Here is an 18,328-nt window from a genome sequence, read left to right as displayed (position 1 = left end):
TTTCTAACGTTGACGTACGCCAAATGTTGTTACCCAAGTTTCTAATACTTTTGCCATACATTGTTCAACACGAGCATCTTCCAATGTAACAGCAGGATCTTGTAAAACAAAACGGAAAGCCAAGCTACGTTCAGCAGCATCACTTTTTTCATCTTTCCAAATATCAAAAAGATTAATATCCTGAATAATGGCTAGTTCTGGTACAGAACGAATTGCTTTCTGAATAACATCAAGTAATGACTGTACAGCAAGTGTATTTGGTGCCCAAATCGCTAAATCACGGATAACAACAGGCTGTTTTGATAACTCTTTCGCTTGATGTAAGGTTAATGTTTTAAGTGAATCAACCGTTACTTCAAAAACAACGGGCGCATGATGTAACTCATAATGTTGTACCCAACTAGGGTGTAATTCACCAATAAAGCCTACCTGTTGATCGGCTAAGATAATCTTAGCACTCCGTCCAGGATGCAAAGCAGGATGATCGTCTAGCGGCACAAATGAAAGCTGATTGGCAGTTGACCCATAAAGATTCTGTAAATCTTTTTTAACATCAAAGAAATCAACTTGACGAGTACCTATCCCCCATTGTTCAGGATAAGCTAATCCCCATGCTGCACCTGCAATGTGTAAGGGTTGTTCTACGCCAGCTACTGATAAATCGCCTTCAACAATCATAGGATTGCGTTTAAACACACGCCCTAACTCAAATACCTTAACCCTATTTTGCTTACGTTTAGCATTATATACAATATTCGCCACTAATCCAGCAATTAGACCTGAACGCATAACCGCTAATTGACTTGCGATAGGATTCAATAAAGTAATAGGATCATCATTTCCCATTAACTTTTGTTCCCACTCTTTTTCTACAAAGCTGTAATTAACAACTTCTTGATAACCCTGAGCCGCCAAAGATTGACGCATCATATGTTCAGAACGGACTGTTTCTTCTGTATATAACATTGTTGCAGATGCTTTAGGGGCAATATCAGGGATATTTTCAAACCCATAAATACGAGCAACTTCTTCGATAAGGTCTTCTTCTATCTCAATATCAAAGCGGAATGAAGGAGGATTGATAGTGAAAACATCATTCTCTTCTGTAAAATCCAACCCTAAGCGAGTGAAAATATCAGCAACTTGTTGTTTACTAACGGTAATACCCAAGATTTTTTGGCAACGCTCAAGACGCATTTTAACAGGATGTCGCGTAGGTAATTGTACGATTTCATCTTGAATAGGCCCTACTCTACCACCACAAATAGTCTGAATAAGACGTGTAATATACTCAATATGCTCAGGAATTTGTTGGAAATCAACACCACGCTCAAAACGATGGCTCGCTTCAGAGGTTAATTTAAAACGTCTAGCTCGACCCGCAATCGCTTCAGGATACCAAAAAGCAGCTTCTACATAAATATCCTGAGTATCTAACGAAACAGCCGTTTCATCACCACCCATAATACCTGCCATACTTTCAACAATATCACCTGCAGCGACAACACCAACATCGGTATTCAGCTCAACAGTTTGACCATTTAATAAGGTAAGTAACTCACCCTCTTTTGCCCAACGTACATTTAAATCACCTTTGATTTTTTGTAAATCAAAAATATGGGTTGGACGACCTAACTCTAACATAACGTAGTTAGAAATATCAACTAATGCAGAAACTGAACGTTGACCAGATCGCTCTAAGCGTTCTTTCATCCAATCAGGTGTTTTTGCTTTAGCATTAACACCACGAATGACACGACCAGCAAAACGACCACATAAATCAGGAGCATGGATATTAACATTAACAGTATCAGTAATATCTGTTTTATTCGGACTAAAATCAAATGTTTTAAGTGGTGTATTTGTCAGTGTTGCCACCTCACGTGCAACACCATAAATAGATAAACAATCAGCACGATTAGGGGTGAGTTTAATCTCAATAACTTTATCATCAAGACGGAGTGCTTCTCTAATATCCTGACCAACGATACTACTTTCATCTAAAATCAGTAAACCTGCACTTTCCTCTGAAATACCCAATTCTTTTGCTGAACATAGCATACCAAAGGATTCTTCACCACGCAGTTTACCTTTACTAATTTTAAAATTACCTGGTAATACCGCACCAATAGTAGCAAGAGGTACTTTGATACCTTGTGCGGCATTAGGGGCACCGCAGACAATTTGTAATAACTCGCCCTTGCCCGCATCTACTTGACAAATGCGTAATTTATCAGCATTAGGGTGAGGAGCAATTTCCTTAATTTCTGCTACTACAACACCAGAAAAATCAGGGGCAACAGATGCAACACCTTCTACCTCTAAACCTGCCATTGTTAAACGGTGCGTTAATTCTTCTGTATCAATTGAAGGATTAACAACTTCACGTAACCAAGATTCTAAAACTAACATAATAACTTTCCAGATGATTTGAGAGGTTTACACATTGAATTGCTTTAAGAAACGCAAATCACCTTCATAAAATTGTCGTAAATCATTCACACCATAACGTAGCATGGTTAAGCGTTCAATACCAGAACCAAATGCAAACCCTACATATTTTTCAGGGTCTAATCCATAATTACGAATCACGACGGGATGTACTTGACCAGATCCTGATATTTCTAACCAACGCCCTTTATTAGGGCCTGATGTAAACATCATATCAATTTCTGCTGATGGCTCTGTAAAGGGGAAAAAAGAAGGACGAAAACGTACGCATAAATCATCTGTTTCAAAGAAAGCACGTAAGAAATTCGTATAAACCCCTTTAAGATCAGCAAAAGAGATATTTTCATCAATCCATAATCCCTCAACTTGATGGAACATAGGAGAATGTGTTGCATCTGAATCTACACGATAAGTACGTCCCGGAGCAATCACCTTAATAGGTGGTTTATGCATACGTGCGTAGCGTACTTGCATAGGACTGGTATGGGTACGCAGTAATAAGGGCAATCCTTTTTTATCTTGCATATCAACATAAAATGTATCTTGCATAGAACGAGCAGGATGATTCTCTGGATTATTTAATGCTGTAAAATTTGTCCAGTCATCTTCAATTTCTGGACCATCTGCTACAGCAAAACCAATCGATCTAAAAATACTTTCAATGCGCAGCCATGTCTGGATAACAGGGTGAATACCACCTGTATGCTCGCCTCTTCCTGCTAAGGTAACATCGATGGTTTCTGCGGCTAATTTTGCTTGTAATTCAGCTTGAGCAAACGCATCACGGCGTTCTCTTAAAAACTGTTCAATCGCTTGTTTAGCTTGATTAATCCTTGCCCCTTCTACTTTTTTTTCTTCGGGTGATAATGTTGCTAAACCTTTCATTAATGCGGTGATACTACCACTTTTCCCTAAAAACTTTGCTTTTTCATTTTCTAATTCAGCAACATTAGGGGCATTTTCAAAACTTTGCTTTGCCTGCAAAATTAAATCATCGAGAGTCTGAGACATGACATTTTACCATTCTGTAAAAAACAAACGGAGCCCAAAATGAACCCCGCTTGTGGTTTGAGTTAAATCAATGTTTTAAAAATTAAAACGATTGATTAAGCACCAAGGGCTGATTTAGCTTGGTTAACAATTGTAGCAAAACCTGCTTTATCATTAACCGCCATATCGGCAAGCACTTTACGATCTAACTCAATAGCTGCTTTTTTCAAACCAGCGATAAATGCACTGTAGGTTAAACCTTGTTCACGAACAGCAGCATTGATACGAGTAATCCATAAAGCACGGAAAGTGCGTTTTTTGTTGCGACGATCACGATAGGCGTATTGACCAGCACGCATTACCGCTTGTTTAGCAATACGGAATACGTTACCACGACGACCACGATAACCTTTAGCAGCATTAATAACTTTTTTGTGACGAGCACGTGCGGTTACACCGCGTTTTACGCGAGGCATATTATTCTCCTATTAAGCAAATGGCATCATTGCGCGAACTGAAGCCACGTTAGACTCGTGAACTGCAGCAGAACCGCGTAATTGACGTTTATTTTTAGTGGTTTTCTTAGTAAGAATGTGGCGTTTGTACGCTTGACCACGCTTAATAGAACCGCTACCGCGTACCTGAAAGCGCTTGGCAGCACTTTTCTTGGTTTTCATTTTTGGCATAATTTACTCTTATAAAGTATGTCTTAACTTTAGGTGCTTGATATAGTTACCAAGTCTTTTATAACCTAAGCTAACTTTGTTTACCTCTATTTCGTTCGAACCTAATAACAAAGCCTAAGAATTAAGGTAAGTCCATAAGTTTAGCAAAAAATTTATTTCTTGTCTATAATTTATAAGAAAATCAATAGATTAATGTTGCAAAACAAACGGAATAAGGTACTCATTATGCGTTATATTTTTATATAAGATTACACACTATTAATGAATACCTTTATCCATAATGTTTTATCAACTGATTTCTGAATCAAACGCTTTTCTTACTAGAGAGTAACCTACCCTAAATATTTAGGGCTGAAAAGCACCGACAAATATCGCAGGATCAACACGCACATTATTTAAACTAACATTCCAATGAAGATGAGGGCCTGTTGCTCGTCCTGTTGCACCTACTTTACCAACAACTTCCCCTCTTTTAACCACTTGCCCCTTTTTAACATCTATTTCAGACAAATGGCAATACATACTAATCAGCCCTTGCCCATGATCGACAAAAACAGTTTTACCATTAAAGAAATAATCCCCTACAATGGTAATCACTCCATCAGCGGAGGCTTTAACTGGTGTACCTGTCGGCACAGCAATATCTAAGCCAGAATGAGGATTACGCTCTTGACCATTAAAAAAGCGTCTTAACCCAAAAGGACTTGAGTATCGCCCTCCATCAACAGGTCTATCCAAGACAACATTACTAGGTATCGTTTCACGAAACTGAGCATATGCCTGTAACTGCTCTTCTAATTCTCGCTTAAATCGTGCTTGATTAGCAGCTGAGGGTGTAACATGCTTATTAGAGGGTAATTTAATGTGTTGCTCCGTATATTTTTTAGACGAAACATTAAATGTAACTGTTTGATGTTTACCTGTATTAGAAACAACATCAATATGGTGCTGCCCTACCTTAGCCGTCAGAGGAATACCAACGATTGCTAAAACTTCACCCTCTGATTTAACCACTAATACTTGATGTCCATTATAAGAAACCTGCGGTAATTTTTCAGTAGATACCCCATCACCTAATTTTACTACGGCTACCCCACCGGGAACAGGCTTATTTAAACGGTTTTCTATATACGTTTTAGCAGAACTTACTTGAGTAATCAGTAAGCAACTAATCGCAAAAAATAGATGAAAAAAACGAGACAATAGCATAAATCCTCACACGGTAATTCTATCTTTATAAATCAATGAATGAAGTATATCAAACCCAAATAAAAAAGATTAACTTAACCATACATTTTATAGAAATCACTTATTATTTAACGCATTGATGATATGTTCTTTATATTTAAAAGAAGATACTTTTTCATATCATTTTAGTAGGCTAAAAGTATCGTTAAAAATAAGGAACCATAAAATATAGCCTTATTCTGATATACACAACTGATATACAAAAAACTATACCCTCACTGATTAAAAACAATGAGGGCATAAATATAATGACATAAGTATCTAAAAATCGATTACTATCTAGTGATTTTCTTTAGCATGATTAATCGTATATTTAGGAATTTCAATAATAAGATCTTTATCTGCAACTAATGCTTGACAAGAAAGACGAGAAGTTGGTTTTAATCCCCATGCTTTATCTAATAAATCTTCCTCTTCATCACTAGCCTCTTCTAGCGAAGAAAATCCCTCTTTTACCACCACATGACAGGTTGTACAGGCACAAGACATTTCACAGGCATGCTCTAATTCAATACCATTAGCCAATAATACTTCTAAGATAGACTCACCAGAGGATACATTCTCAATCACTTTTCCTTCCGGTGCTAATGTTTCATGCGGTAGAACTGTTATTTTAGGCATAAATTTATTTCCTATTTAAAGTTGATCTAGTGTTTTACCTGCTAAAGCTCGGCGGATACTTCTATCCATACGGCGAGCAGCAAATTCATCTGTTTGCTTTGATAACAATGCAATTTGCTCACGAATTTTATTCACATCATCAGAATGCAATGCACTTTCTGTTTGTGTTAATAATACTAAAATATCCGCTAACTCTTGCTCTGAAAGCAAGTCCTTATCTTCAGCTAATGCAGACTGCACAGACTCTACTAATTGACGGGCATTGACTTGCTCTTCACGTAACATACGTTGTTGTGCATCATAATCTGATTGAGACATCCCCTCTGAGAGCATTTTAGTAATCGTTTCATCACTTAACCCATAGCTTGGTTTAACCGTCACAGAAGATTCAATCCCTGTACTCATTTCACGCGCCGTCACGCTAAGTAAACCGTCTGCATCTACTTGAAATGTTACTCGAATACGAGCAGCCCCTGCCACCATTGGTGGAATACCTCGTAACTCAAAACGAGCTAAAGAACGGTTAGCATCAACAATTTCTCGTTCACCTTGCACGACATGAATACGCATTGCCGTTTGACCATCTTTAAAGGTAGTAAATTCTTGAGCACGAGCAACAGGAATCGTACTATTACGATCAATAATACGCTCAACCAATCCTCCCATTGTTTCGATACCTAATGAAAGAGGCGTTACATCTAACAAGAGCCAATCATCATCTGCTGTACGATTACCCACTAATTTATTAGCTTGTAATGCTGCTCCCAATGCGACAACTTGATCTGGGTCTAAATTAGTAAGCGGTGTTGTACCAAAAAACTCGCCTACCATTTTTTGAACAATAGGCATACGGGTAGCACCACCCACCATTACTACCCCTTTAATATCTTGAGTACTCAACTGTGCATCTTTTAAGGCTTGCTTAGCACGTTCAAGCGTTCTATTAACTAGTGGGGCTGCTAAATTATCAAAATGAACACGAGGATAGTTTAAATCCAAATGTAAACCATCTGATAATACTGCTTCAAAATAAGCTCGATTTTGTTTACTTAATCGCTCTCTCACTGTTTTAGCAACAGAAAGTAAAAAACGCTGATCATGTCCTGTTAATTGACTCATATCATGATGTTTCATCACGTCATCAACAATAAGTTGGTCAAAATCATCGCCACCTAATTGCGTATCACCACCCGTTGCGACAACTTCAAAAACACCTTTACTGAGTTTTAGAATAGAAATATCAAAAGTACCACCACCAAGATCATATACAGCATAGATTCCCTCTGCCGCATTATCCAAACCATAGGCAATTGCTGCAGCGGTTGGTTCATTAAGTAAGCGTAAAACGTGCAAACCCGCTAACCGTGCAGCATCACGCGTGGCTTGTCGCTGTGCATCATCAAAATAAGCTGGCACTGTAATAACAGCAGAAGTAACACTATCACCTAACGCATCTTCTGCTCGTTGGCGTAATTTTGCTAAAATTTGTGCAGACACTTCAACAGGACTAACATTACCTTGCACCGTACGAATACTCACACTACCATCTGCTTTTTCAAGTTCATAAGGTAAAAAAGTCTCTACTGACTCTTCATATGATCGCCCCATCAAACGCTTAATAGACAATAAGGTATTGTAAGGATCTTTGTTTTTAGCCTGTAAGGCTGGAAAACCTATCTGAACAGAACCATCTTTAAGGTAGCGTACCGCAGAAGGTAATAAAGCCTTACCATCTTCATCCTTAATCACTTCTGCTATACTACTTTTAACAGTTGCAACAAGAGAATGAGTTGTTCCTAAATCAATGCCTATCGCCAAGTTCCTCTGATGCGGTACTGGAGATTGACCCGGTTCTGAAATTTGTAGAAGTGCCATATTTTTATATTAATAAAGATTGAATTTCTTGTTGAACTTTGGTAACAAACATTAATTGACGAATTTTTTCACTCGCCTTAGCATAATCTTTTTTGTTATCCAATAATTCCGTAATACATTGCTCTAGTACTTTTTCTTCTGTAGAAATCGTACTTAGTAAACGAGACAACCCCTCGGTATCTGCTCTGACCTGATCAAGCTCTTCTCGCCACTGCATTTGTTTCATTAGAAAGGCAGTATCCATACTCGTATTACTTTCAGCATTGATAGCAAAACCTGCTAATTCACATAAATAAGCTGCTCGTTTAACAGGGCTTTTTAAAACATCATACGCTTGATTAATACGTGATGCCCACTGCATAGCGATACGCTTCTCAGCAGCACTTGCCATCGCAAAACGATCAGGGTGTACGCGCGAAGAAGCTTCTCGCCATGCTTTCTCTAGTTGATCTTTATCCAGAGCAAATATAGGAGCAATATTTAATAAACTAAAATAAGTATCCATTGATATGATATAGACAGGTTAAACAGAAAAAGACTCTCCGCAACCACAACTTGCTTTTTCTTTAGGGTTTTTGAATTTAAATCCTTCATTTAACCCTTCACGAACAAAGTCTAACTCTGTTCCATCAATATAAGGCAAGCTTTTAGGATCAACGAATACTTTGACATTAAAGCTCTCAAATACTTGATCGACGGGATCAATATCATCATCGACATATTCAAGTTTGTAAGCCATTCCTGAGCAGCCTGAGGTACGGACACCAACGCGTAAACCAATCCCCTTACCTCTTTTATCAATATTCTGCTGAATATGTTTTGCTGCTTTTTCTGTAAGCGTAATAGCCATTATCTTAATCACCTATGCTTTTTTACTTTTGTAATCTGCCACTGCTGCTTTAATCGCATCTTCAGCTAAAATTGAGCAGTGGATTTTTACAGGAGGTAATGCTAATTCCTCAGCAATATCTGCATTTTTAATTGCTAATGCTTGATCTAGCGTTTTACCTTTTACCCATTCTGTTACCAAAGAGCTAGAGGCAATTGCTGAACCACAGCCATATGTTTTAAAACGTGCATCTTCGATAACACCGTTATTATTGACTTTAATTTGTAATTTCATCACGTCCCCACAGGCTGGTGCACCTACCATACCTGTACCAATACTATCATCACCACTTTCAAAAGAGCCTACGTTACGTGGGTTTTCGTAATGATCTAATACTTTATCACTATATGCCATAATAAAAATTCCTTTCTAAAATTAGTGAGCTGCCCATTGTACGGTATTTAAATCAATACCTGCTTGTGCCATTTCCCATAGAGGTGACATATCACGTAATTTACCTACACGGGCTTTGAGTAATTCAATTGCTTTTTCAATTTCTTCTTCTGTTGTAAAACGTCCGATTGTAAAGCGAATTGAGCTATGTGCTAACTCATCATTACGTCCTAAAGCACGTAATACATAAGAAGGCTCTAAACTTGCTGACGTACAAGCAGAACCACTTGATACCGCTAACTCTTTGATTGCCATAATAAGTGACTCACCTTCTACATAGTTAAAACTAATGTTAAGGTTATGCGGAACACGATGTACCATATCACCGTTTACATATGTTTCTTGGATTTCAGATAAACCCTCTAATAAACGATCACGCAAAGCACCAATTCGTTTACTTTCTTCTGCCATTAACTCTTTTGCTAAAGCAAATGCCTTACCCATACCTACAATTTGATGAGTGGCTAATGTACCCGAACGTAAACCCCGCTCATGACCACCACCATGCATTTGTGCTTCTAAACGGACACGTGGTTTACGGCGAACATATAAAGCACCAATACCTTTAGGACCATAAATCTTGTGTGCCGATAAAGACATCAAATCGACTTTCAATTTTTTTAAATCAATCTCAACTTTACCAGCTGCTTGAGCGGCATCAACGTGAAAAACAATTCCTTTATCACGTGCTATTTCACCAATCGCTTCAATATCTTGAATAACACCAATTTCATTATTGACCATCATGACAGAAATAAGAATGGTATCTGGGCGAATAGCGGCTTTTAATACATCTAAATCTAATAAGCCATTTTCCTGAACATCCAGATAAGTTACTTCAAATCCTTGACGTTCCAATTCACGCATCGTATCTAATACGGCTTTGTGTTCGGTGCGTACTGTAATTAAGTGTTTTCCTTTTTCTTGATAAAAATGAGCCGCACCTTTAATAGCTAGGTTATTTGATTCAGTTGCACCTGAAGTCCATACAATTTCTCTTGGGTCAGCATTCAGTAAATCAGCTACTTGAGCACGTGCTTTTTCTACCGCCTCTTCTGCTTCCCAACCATATGCATGGCTGCGAGAAGCAGGATTACCAAATTTTTCAACTAACCAAGGAATCATTTCTTCTGCTACACGCGGATCAATAGGTGTAGTAGCAGAATAATCTAAATAAATAGGACGAGTTGACATATAAAACCTCTTAATATTGTCATACTTTAAGCTAAAACAGAACGTAACGCATCTGCTCTAGGTTGAATATGGATAGTATTGGACTCTGCCGTTTGCACTTGACGCATTCTTTGTTGATCAACCAACTCTTGTAAACTAACAGAATCTAAATAATCCACCATACGGCGATTTAAATTATTCCAGAGATCATGTGTCATACAATGTCCAGAATCTCTTCCGTCTCTGCCACTCGTACAGGGTTTTTTATTACCACAGCCCGTTGCATCTAACGGCTCATCAACAGCAAGAATAATATCTGCGATGGTGATCTCACGAGCATATTTGGCTAAGGTATAACCACCTCCTGGACCACGCACACTCTCAACAAGTTCATGACGGCGCAGTTTGCCAAATAACTGCTCAAGATAAGAGAGGGAAATATTCTGACGACGACTAATAGCCGCTAATGTAATAGGACCTGTATGATGACGTAAACCTAAGTCAATCATAGCAGTTACTGCAAAACGACCTTTTGTTGTTAATCTCATGATGTATTCCATAATAACCAAGTAATTTACTCAATTATAGCAAATTCCCGAGTAATTTACTAGGGAATTATGTTTTTAAGCAACACATCCCTCTGAAAAACAGCCCCTTAAAACTCCCATTATACGGTGAAACTTAAAGTATTAGCTTAAAATATATGATTTTTATCAAATAAAGTATATTTAACACTGTATTTTTTAAAATTTTCTTTGATGAATAACACTACTCATAAAATGGATATTCATTATACCACTTTCACTATTAGGCTACTAATACCCTCTATTTTTCTACTATTCTTTTTATAATGATCTAACAAAAAAGAGGCAATGCTAAAAAACATACCTCTTTTAATTGACTAAGGTTCGGTAATTTTATGAAGATGATAATGGCTGATATTGAGTAACTCTTTTACTAATGACCTCAAACATACCCTGACAGGCATCTTCTAAATAATCCAACATTTTGAAAAAAGCATCCACCCCACCATAGTAAGGATCAGGTACTGTGGCTTCTTCATAGTCATTCGCATAACGCATTAATAGCATGAGTTTATGATATTCCTTACGCGGTGCCATTTGTTGTAGAAACGACAAAGTTTCCCAACTCATGGCTAAAATCAAGTCAAACTCCTTAATATCTTCTAAGGTAATAAGACGCGTTCTAATATCGCTAATATCATAACCATGCTTACGCGAAACAAATTGAGCACGCCCGTCGGGAGGCTCACCAATATGATAATCATGTGTAGCAGCACAGTCTATTTTGATATGATCCTGCAATCCTGCTTCTTGAACAAGATGACGTAAGACCCCCACCGCACTTGGTGGACGACAAATACCACCCATGCTGACGAAAAGTATTTTTGTATCCATAGCCTAATAGTTTGAACTAAAATACCTCATTTTTCAAGTTTTTTTTAAAAGCGTTTTGTCTAAACAACGTCAATAAGAGAAGAAATCAATTGTCTTTAGAAAACGAATATCCTCTTTTGAAAGCAAATTCTCTTGTTGCGCTCTTTTGAGCAAATCAGGACGATATTTAGCCGTTAATTGTAAAGATTGTTCTCTACGCCATCGACTAATATTCTGGTGATGACCTGATAATAATACTGCTGGGACAGTCATTCCCTCAAAATTTTCAGGACGTGTATAATGCGGACTATCTAATAAACCTGACTGTGTTGCATGAAATGAATCCTGCAATGCTGATTCTGCGGTATGTAAAACACCAGATAATAAACGAACCATACTATCAATCACCGCTAATGCAGCTATTTCGCCTCCCGATAACACAAAATCACCTAAAGAGATTTGCGCATCAACATAGCGATCAATAAAACGTTGATCAATCCCCTCATAGCGACCACACAAAAGAATAAATCCTGTAGATTGGCTTAAATCTTGTGCTTTTTCTTGCTTAAATACGTCGCCAACAGGACTCAATAAATAAAGTGGATGAGACAAGCCCAATGCTTCATGCTCTTTTTTAATTGCCATCACTGTTTTAACAAGAGGTTCAGCTAGCATCACCATCCCTGGCCCTCCCCCATAAGGGCGATCATCAACAGTATGGTGTACATCTTGGGTAAAATCTCGAGGATTCCATGTTTTAAGCGACCAAATACCTTTCTGGTGTGCCCGCCCTGTTACACCTAACTGCGAAACCACCGAAAACATCTCTGGAAAAAGCGTAATAACATCTATCCGCACTCTGTATTCCTTGTTTTATCTACCTAAAAATCAAGCGGCCAATCAGCAAGAATATAGCGTTTTGCTAAATCTACTTCAGGTACAATTTGCTTTACAAAAGGAATAAGACTTTCTACAGGTCTTCCTTTGGCATTAACTTTCGCTTCCCATTGTTGTTCAGCGATTTGAATTTGATGCTGTACGTGTAAAACACCATGTACACCATTTTCAGATACTTCTCTGACAATACCAATTAAGGTATGTGGTTCAGTTTGCATACTATAGACAGAACAACCTATCAAATCTACCCAATAGAATTCATCTTCATCTTCCGGCGGAAAATCTTGTCGTGCAATATAGACCGTTGTTCCTTTTAATGCTTGTGCTTGATCTCGATCAGCAATACCACGTAAACGTGCCACTACTGCATTTCCTTGTGGACGACTACGTACTAATTTGGCATCACGCATAGATTCCAACGGATTACCTTTAAGGTCACTTCGCATTAACCACCATTGATTCACATCCAATAAAATAGTATGTTGTTCTGAAAAAGGAATAACCTTAATCATACCCTGCACACCATAAGCATCACTAATACGACCAACCGCCACTAAATCATCTGGAACCGTCTCTTGCATATACTCACCTTTTACTAAAATATGCTTTTATGCTCAAATACGCTTATCAACCCTAAAAAACAAAACGACCGTCAGCCTAACTAACGATCGTTGTGTTTTGCTTATATCACGTTGTCAATAAGGCTAGACACTTGCCTATTACAACGAAGCTTATTATTAAGCAGGTTTGTATGTTTTCAATAAACGAGCAACTGCTTCAGAAACTTGAGCACCATTAGATACCCAGTAATTTACGCGATCTAAAGCAATACGTAAGTTTTCAACATTAGGATTACCTACTGGGTTATAAAAGCCAACACGCTCAATAAAGCGACCATCACGACGATTACGTGAGTCAGCTGCTACGATATTATAAAACGGACGTTTTTTAGAGCCACCACGGGCTAAACGAATCACCACCATGGGGGTTATTCCTCTTAAAAGTTAGTTAAATCAAATTCAATAAACGAGTAATTTTAGTGGTTTTTACTAAATAAATCAATAGATAATCCATATTTTTTAGAAATAACCACTAAATTACAACACTAGCGTTTTTGGATAAAATGTACCATTCCTTCCGTAACAGGTGCTTGCAAGAGAATAATATGCCCTGTTTGCTTAGCAAAAGCTTGAAAATCACCTACAGCACTAGGATCTGTTGTCAAAACTTTAAGTACCTGACCACTTTCCACTGTCTGTAAGGCTTTTTTGGTACGAAGCAATGGCAAAGGACACGTTAATCCAGACGTATCAATTGCCGCTACAAACTCAGGATAAGTAATATGACTCATATCATCCTTATAGTTTCGCTTGAATCCATGCAGGCACTTCTGCTAAGGCAGTAGGTAGCGCAGCAACATCTGTACCACCCCCCATCGCCATATCAGGACGACCACCACCTTTACCGCCTACTTTTGCAGAAACAAAGGATACAAGTTCACCTGCTTTAATCGCTGCTGTTTTATCACTTGTAACGCCTACTGCAACAGTTGCTTTACCTTCAGCATCAGAAGCCAACACCACAACACCAGACTGTAATTTGTCTTTTAGTACAGGGATCATTTCACGTAGGAATTTTGCATCAGCCCCTTTAAGGGTCGTAACTAATACTTTTACTCCTTGTATATCTTGTGCTTGTGCCGCTAGATCAGATGCCATTGCTACGGCTAATTTTTCCTTGGTCTGTTCTAACTCTTTTTCTAGTTGACGAACTTGATCCTGTACTAATTTAGAGCGTTCAAATAACTCTGATGGCGGTGATTTTAATAATGCCGCTGTTTTATTGACATTATCATTAAGGTTTTTGAGCCAATGTAAGGCATTTTCACCTGTTACAGCTTCAACACGGCGAATACCTGAAGCAATCCCACCTTCTGAAACAATTTTGAATAGACCAATATCACCCGTACGCTTAACGTGTACACCACCACATAACTCACGTGAGAAACCAATATCTAATACACGAACTTTATCGCCATATTTCTCACCAAAGAGTGCCATTGCACCACCTTCAACGGCAGCATCAAAATCCATAATTTGGTCATGCACTTCAGTATTAGCAAGAATTTCTGCATTGACAATCGCCTCTACCTCCGCAATTTGCGCGGGTGTAACAGGTGCATCATGCGAAAAGTCAAAACGGGTTTTCTCTGCATCAACCAAAGAGCCCTTTTGCTGAACATGACTACCTAATACTTGTCGTAACGCCTTATGCATCAAATGAGTTGCTGAGTGATTACGAGTAATACTTTTACGACGTTGTGCATTAACATGGGCTTGAACGGTATCACCTACTTTGATATGCCCTAGACTTACTGTACCATAGTGACCAAAGACATTCGCCGTAATTTTCTGTGTATCATATACCTCAACGGCATTACCAAAACCAGTTAATACCCCTGCATCACCAACCTGACCACCTGATTCGGCATAAAAGGGTGTACGGTCAAGAACTAACACCACATCTTGTCCTTCATCCGCTTCTTGTACAGCAGTACCATCACGATAAATTGCTAAAATGGTAGAGCCTGTCTCTAAAGTAACATAACCTTGGAAATCTGTGTTATCACCTGTGTAGCTAAGTTGTTGATTGGTTTTAAATTTACCACTTGCTCGTGCCATTTCACGTTGATGCTGCATAGCAATATCAAACCCTTTTTCATCAAGTGATACACCGCGCTCACGACAAATATCTGCGGTTAGGTCAAATGGGAAACCATAGGTATCATAAAGCGTAAAGACTGTCTTACCATCAAGAACATCGCCCTTTTTAAGGGTTGCTAAGTTCTCTTCTAAAATCTTCATCCCTTTTTCAAGGGTTGCTTGGAAACGCTCCTCTTCAAGTTTTAAGACAGCAACAACGCGTTCTTGTTGTTCTGCCAACTCAGGATAAGCTGCCCCCATTTCAGCCACTACATCAGCAACTAATTTATGAAAGAATGGTTTTGTTTGCCCTAATTGATAACCATGACGTAATGCACGGCGAATAATACGGCGCAAGACATACCCTCGCCCTTCATTACCCGGAATAACACCATCCACAATCATAAAACTACAGGCACGAATATGGTCAGCAATTACTTTAAGGGAATTGTTAGTTAAATCACTTGTATTCGTCTCACGCGCAGCTGCTTGAATAAGATGCTGGAATAAGTCAATATCATAATTAGAATGTACATGCTGTAAAACAGCAGCAATACGTTCTAACCCCATACCTGTATCCACACATGGGTGTGGTAGCGGATGCAAAACACCGTCTTTATCACGGTCAAATTGCATAAAGACTAGATTCCAAATTTCAATATAACGATCACCATCTTCTTCGGGTGATCCTGGAGGACCTCCCCATACTTCTGGACCATGATCATAAAAGATCTCTGAACAAGGACCACAAGGACCTGTATCAGCCATTTGCCAGAAATTATCAGAGGCATAGCGAGCCCCTTTATTATCACCAATACGGATAATTCGTTCTTCAGGAACACCTATTTTATTTTTCCAAATATCATAAGCCTGATCATCTTCAAAATAAACTGTTACCCAGAGTTTTTCTTTCGGCAACATATAAACGGTTGTCAATAGCTCCCAAGCAAATTGGATGGCTTCTTCTTTGAAATAATCCCCAAAACTAAAATTTCCTAACATTTCAAAGAAAGTATGGTGGCGTGCAGTATAACCTACATTTTCAAGATCATTATGTTTACCACCTGCTCGTAGAGAGCGTTGTGCCGTTGTCGCACGTTTGTAAGGGCGGGTATCTTTACCTGTAAATACATCCTTAAATTGCACCATACCTGAATTGGTAAAAAGCAATGTAGGATCATTAGCAGGAATTAAAGAAGATGATTTAACAATTGTATGATTTTTTGAGTGAAAAAAATTCAAAAATTTAGAACGAATATCAGCTGTTTTCATTACTGGTTTTAGCATAAAAAATAAGTAACTTCTCATTATATGCCAAAACCTTCAAAAGTGGTAATACTTGAAAAATTATCTTTTATTTAATGGTAATGTGTCGGAGCGTTTTATATTTATCATCAATACTAGACCCGTAAAAGTAGCAATATTTATTAACTTGACAGTATGATCAAATTTTTATTCTACCCTTTCTGACTATAAACAAAGTATCCACAGATACAAAGGCATATTCTCTCTATTTATTACGTTCTCTTACACAAAACATAAAAGTTCGGTTAATATGGAGGGCTAAATAGTGATTATAAAGATAGAAGAAAGATGATATTTCTTCTTATTATCTCTTCGAGGGCTTATGAAAAATAGAATTCTAGGAAGTGCACTGATTATTGCAGGTACTGCCATCGGTGCAGGAATGTTAGCAATGCCATTAACCTCAGCAGATATGGGTTTTGGCGCAACTATTTTTTTGCTAGTTATTCTGTGGGGGCTACTCACCTACACTGGGCTACTTTTTATGGAAGTTTACCAAACAGCCCCTCGTATGGATGCAGGTGTGGCTAGCTTAGCAGAACAATATTTTGGGGCAATTGGACGTATTGTTACGACACTTAGTTTATTAATCTTATTATATGCTTTACTTGCTGCGTATATTACTGGCGGAGGTTCTCTACTAGCTGGAATATTACCTGATATTCATTTAGGCGGTGTATTGATTACAAAACACATTGCTATTTTATTATTTACCCTTATTTTAGGCTCATTTGTTATCTTTGGTATTCGGGGAGTCGATGGTTTAACCCGTTTGTTATTCCTTGGAAAGATTATTGCCTTTGTTATTCTTTTGGCTATGATGCTACCCCATGCTAAAGTAGAAAATCTCCTTATTTTACCAACCGATCATTATCTTATCCTCTCTGCTGTACCTATTTTTTTTACCGCATTTGGTTTCCATGTCATTATGGCAAGTATCAATACTTATCTACAAGCAGATATTCGTAAAATCAGAAAGGCTGTTATTATTGGTGCATTAATCCCTCTCGTTGCTTATAGCCTATGGCAACTGGCAACACATAGTGTACTCAGTCAACAAACCTTTATGGCTATTTTACAAAAAAATCCTTCTCCTGATGGCCTTGTACAAGCAACAACTCAAATAACAGAAAGTACGGTATTAGGCGGGATTATGCGGATTTTTGCCTCATTAGCCCTTATTACCTCTTTCCTAGGCGTAGCAATGGGTATCTTTGAAGGAGTTGGTGATTTATTAAAACGATTTAAGTTACCCGCTAATCGTAAGTCGCTTGCTCCACTTACTTTTATTCCACCGCTTATTTTTGCCCTCTTTTATCCAGAAGGTTTTGCTGCTGCTCTTGCCTATGCTGGTTTATTATTCGCTTTCTACGGTGTTATTTTACCGGTCGGATTAGTATGGAAAGCACGACAACAACACCCTAATCTCCCCTATCGTGTCGCAGGTGGTAATATTGCTCTAGCAATAACATTTTTGGCAGGTATTCTTATTATCCTTATTCCATTTTTAATTAAATGGGGTGTATTACCTAAAATTATTTTTACAGGTTAATCAGTATATTCTTTAATAAACAAACTGACCTTATTATCACATATATTAAGGTCAGTTTATTTTTAGTCTTAATGCTAAAAATACTCTATTTTTCTACCGCAATAAATAGACAAAAAGCAAATAATAATGAATAAAGTTTTTGTATATAA

At 38.0% G+C, this 18,328-nt stretch carries 19 protein-coding genes; 1 reads left to right on the top strand and 18 read right to left on the bottom strand.

The genetic code is table 11. From position 1 onward, the window contains the following. Positions 1-3: 3 nt before the first annotated feature. The 18 genes from pheT to alaS form a co-directional block, all read right to left on the bottom strand. Positions 4-2,412 (bottom strand): phenylalanine--tRNA ligase subunit beta, encoded by a 2,409-nt coding sequence (gene pheT / locus F9B76_RS01205; RefSeq protein WP_159990439.1) that lies wholly within the window; start codon positions 2,410-2,412, stop codon positions 4-6. Positions 2,413-2,439: 27 nt separating this feature from the next. Further along, on the bottom strand, positions 2,440-3,462 hold the full coding sequence (pheS, locus tag F9B76_RS01200) for a phenylalanine--tRNA ligase subunit alpha (protein ID WP_159990438.1): 1,023 nt from the start codon (positions 3,460-3,462) through the stop codon (positions 2,440-2,442). Between the two features lie 95 nt (positions 3,463-3,557). Beyond that, positions 3,558-3,917, bottom strand: coding sequence for a 50S ribosomal protein L20 (gene rplT / locus F9B76_RS01195; RefSeq protein WP_159990437.1), 360 nt, complete (start codon positions 3,915-3,917; stop codon positions 3,558-3,560). Positions 3,918-3,929: 12 nt separating this feature from the next. After that, entirely contained in the window at positions 3,930-4,127 is a 198-nt protein-coding gene (rpmI, locus tag F9B76_RS01190) for a 50S ribosomal protein L35 (RefSeq protein WP_159990436.1), read from the bottom strand. 345 nt (positions 4,128-4,472) lie between these two features. Beyond that, positions 4,473-5,336 (bottom strand): M23 family metallopeptidase, encoded by an 864-nt coding sequence (locus F9B76_RS01185; protein ID WP_159990435.1) that lies wholly within the window; start codon positions 5,334-5,336, stop codon positions 4,473-4,475. 318 nt (positions 5,337-5,654) lie between these two features. Further along, positions 5,655-5,996: an ISC system 2Fe-2S type ferredoxin gene (gene fdx, locus F9B76_RS01180; RefSeq protein WP_159990434.1), complete on the bottom strand. Its 342-nt coding sequence runs from the start codon at positions 5,994-5,996 to the stop codon at positions 5,655-5,657. Positions 5,997-6,011: 15 nt separating this feature from the next. Continuing rightward, positions 6,012-7,871, bottom strand: a complete 1,860-nt coding sequence (gene hscA / locus F9B76_RS01175) for a Fe-S protein assembly chaperone HscA (RefSeq protein WP_159990433.1) — start codon at positions 7,869-7,871, stop codon at positions 6,012-6,014. Between the two features lie 4 nt (positions 7,872-7,875). Next, positions 7,876-8,376 carry a Fe-S protein assembly co-chaperone HscB gene (gene hscB, locus F9B76_RS01170; protein WP_204319124.1) on the bottom strand — a complete coding sequence of 167 codons (501 nt, stop codon included), beginning with the start codon at positions 8,374-8,376 and terminating at the stop codon, positions 7,876-7,878. Positions 8,377-8,394: 18 nt separating this feature from the next. Next, the gene (iscA, locus tag F9B76_RS01165) at positions 8,395-8,721 is read right to left on the bottom strand and encodes an iron-sulfur cluster assembly protein IscA (RefSeq protein ID WP_159990432.1); all 327 of its coding nucleotides are present in this window, start codon (positions 8,719-8,721) and stop codon (positions 8,395-8,397) included. Between the two features lie 12 nt (positions 8,722-8,733). Next, complete coding sequence (gene iscU / locus F9B76_RS01160) at positions 8,734-9,114, bottom strand: Fe-S cluster assembly scaffold IscU (protein WP_159990431.1); 381 nt, start codon at positions 9,112-9,114, stop codon at positions 8,734-8,736. Positions 9,115-9,135: 21 nt separating this feature from the next. Continuing rightward, positions 9,136-10,347 (bottom strand): IscS subfamily cysteine desulfurase, encoded by a 1,212-nt coding sequence (locus F9B76_RS01155; RefSeq protein ID WP_159990430.1) that lies wholly within the window; start codon positions 10,345-10,347, stop codon positions 9,136-9,138. Between the two features lie 26 nt (positions 10,348-10,373). Continuing rightward, positions 10,374-10,874 (bottom strand): Rrf2 family transcriptional regulator, encoded by a 501-nt coding sequence (locus tag F9B76_RS01150; RefSeq protein WP_159990429.1) that lies wholly within the window; start codon positions 10,872-10,874, stop codon positions 10,374-10,376. 369 nt (positions 10,875-11,243) lie between these two features. Continuing rightward, positions 11,244-11,744: a low molecular weight protein-tyrosine-phosphatase gene (locus tag F9B76_RS01145; protein ID WP_159990428.1), complete on the bottom strand. Its 501-nt coding sequence runs from the start codon at positions 11,742-11,744 to the stop codon at positions 11,244-11,246. A 69-nt stretch (positions 11,745-11,813) separates the two neighbouring features. Beyond that, positions 11,814-12,581: a tRNA (guanosine(37)-N1)-methyltransferase TrmD gene (gene trmD / locus F9B76_RS01140; RefSeq protein ID WP_159990427.1), complete on the bottom strand. Its 768-nt coding sequence runs from the start codon at positions 12,579-12,581 to the stop codon at positions 11,814-11,816. Between the two features lie 23 nt (positions 12,582-12,604). Then, the gene (rimM, locus tag F9B76_RS01135; RefSeq protein WP_159990426.1) at positions 12,605-13,201 is read right to left on the bottom strand and encodes a ribosome maturation factor RimM; all 597 of its coding nucleotides are present in this window, start codon (positions 13,199-13,201) and stop codon (positions 12,605-12,607) included. A 156-nt stretch (positions 13,202-13,357) separates the two neighbouring features. Then, entirely contained in the window at positions 13,358-13,603 is a 246-nt protein-coding gene (gene rpsP / locus F9B76_RS01130; protein WP_159990425.1) for a 30S ribosomal protein S16, read from the bottom strand. 122 nt (positions 13,604-13,725) lie between these two features. Further along, positions 13,726-13,971, bottom strand: coding sequence for a sulfurtransferase TusA family protein (locus tag F9B76_RS01125; RefSeq protein WP_159990424.1), 246 nt, complete (start codon positions 13,969-13,971; stop codon positions 13,726-13,728). Positions 13,972-13,978: 7 nt separating this feature from the next. Then, entirely contained in the window at positions 13,979-16,594 is a 2,616-nt protein-coding gene (gene alaS, locus F9B76_RS01120; RefSeq protein ID WP_159992039.1) for an alanine--tRNA ligase, read from the bottom strand. Positions 16,595-16,949: 355 nt separating this feature from the next. Between alaS and F9B76_RS01115 the strand changes: the two genes are divergently transcribed. After that, a complete protein-coding gene (locus tag F9B76_RS01115) occupies positions 16,950-18,179 on the top strand; it encodes an aromatic amino acid transport family protein (protein WP_159990423.1) in 1,230 nt (409 codons plus the stop codon). Positions 18,180-18,328 lie beyond the last annotated feature (149 nt).

The sequence above is a fragment of the Pelistega ratti genome (genome assembly GCF_009833965.1).
GTDB classification, from domain to species: Bacteria; Pseudomonadota; Gammaproteobacteria; order Burkholderiales; family Burkholderiaceae_B; genus Taylorella; species Taylorella ratti.
Note: the sequence above shows the minus strand (reverse complement) of the source record. Positions and strands in the feature narration are given on the sequence as shown.

Coding starts and splice junctions, on each gene's coding strand:
- rpsP (WP_159990425.1), bottom strand. CDS start 13,603: ATGGTGGTGATTCGTTTAGCCCGTGGTGGCTCTAAAAAACGTCCGTTT.
- fdx (WP_159990434.1), bottom strand. CDS start 5,996: ATGCCTAAAATAACAGTTCTACCGCATGAAACATTAGCACCGGAAGGA.
- F9B76_RS01150 (WP_159990429.1), bottom strand. CDS start 10,874: ATGAGATTAACAACAAAAGGTCGTTTTGCAGTAACTGCTATGATTGAC.
- hscA (WP_159990433.1), bottom strand. CDS start 7,871: ATGGCACTTCTACAAATTTCAGAACCGGGTCAATCTCCAGTACCGCAT.
- F9B76_RS01145 (WP_159990428.1), bottom strand. CDS start 11,744: ATGGATACAAAAATACTTTTCGTCAGCATGGGTGGTATTTGTCGTCCA.
- rpmI (WP_159990436.1), bottom strand. CDS start 4,127: ATGCCAAAAATGAAAACCAAGAAAAGTGCTGCCAAGCGCTTTCAGGTA.
- rimM (WP_159990426.1), bottom strand. CDS start 13,201: ATGCAAGAGACGGTTCCAGATGATTTAGTGGCGGTTGGTCGTATTAGT.
- hscB (WP_204319124.1), bottom strand. CDS start 8,376: ATGGATACTTATTTTAGTTTATTAAATATTGCTCCTATATTTGCTCTG.
- pheS (WP_159990438.1), bottom strand. CDS start 3,462: ATGTCTCAGACTCTCGATGATTTAATTTTGCAGGCAAAGCAAAGTTTT.
- rplT (WP_159990437.1), bottom strand. CDS start 3,917: ATGCCTCGCGTAAAACGCGGTGTAACCGCACGTGCTCGTCACAAAAAA.
- F9B76_RS01125 (WP_159990424.1), bottom strand. CDS start 13,971: ATGAGTCATATTACTTATCCTGAGTTTGTAGCGGCAATTGATACGTCT.
- iscU (WP_159990431.1), bottom strand. CDS start 9,114: ATGGCATATAGTGATAAAGTATTAGATCATTACGAAAACCCACGTAAC.
- pheT (WP_159990439.1), bottom strand. CDS start 2,412: ATGTTAGTTTTAGAATCTTGGTTACGTGAAGTTGTTAATCCTTCAATT.
- alaS (WP_159992039.1), bottom strand. CDS start 16,594: ATGAAAACAGCTGATATTCGTTCTAAATTTTTGAATTTTTTTCACTCA.
- F9B76_RS01185 (WP_159990435.1), bottom strand. CDS start 5,336: ATGCTATTGTCTCGTTTTTTTCATCTATTTTTTGCGATTAGTTGCTTA.
- F9B76_RS01155 (WP_159990430.1), bottom strand. CDS start 10,347: ATGTCAACTCGTCCTATTTATTTAGATTATTCTGCTACTACACCTATT.
- iscA (WP_159990432.1), bottom strand. CDS start 8,721: ATGGCTATTACGCTTACAGAAAAAGCAGCAAAACATATTCAGCAGAAT.
- F9B76_RS01115 (WP_159990423.1), top strand. CDS start 16,950: ATGAAAAATAGAATTCTAGGAAGTGCACTGATTATTGCAGGTACTGCC.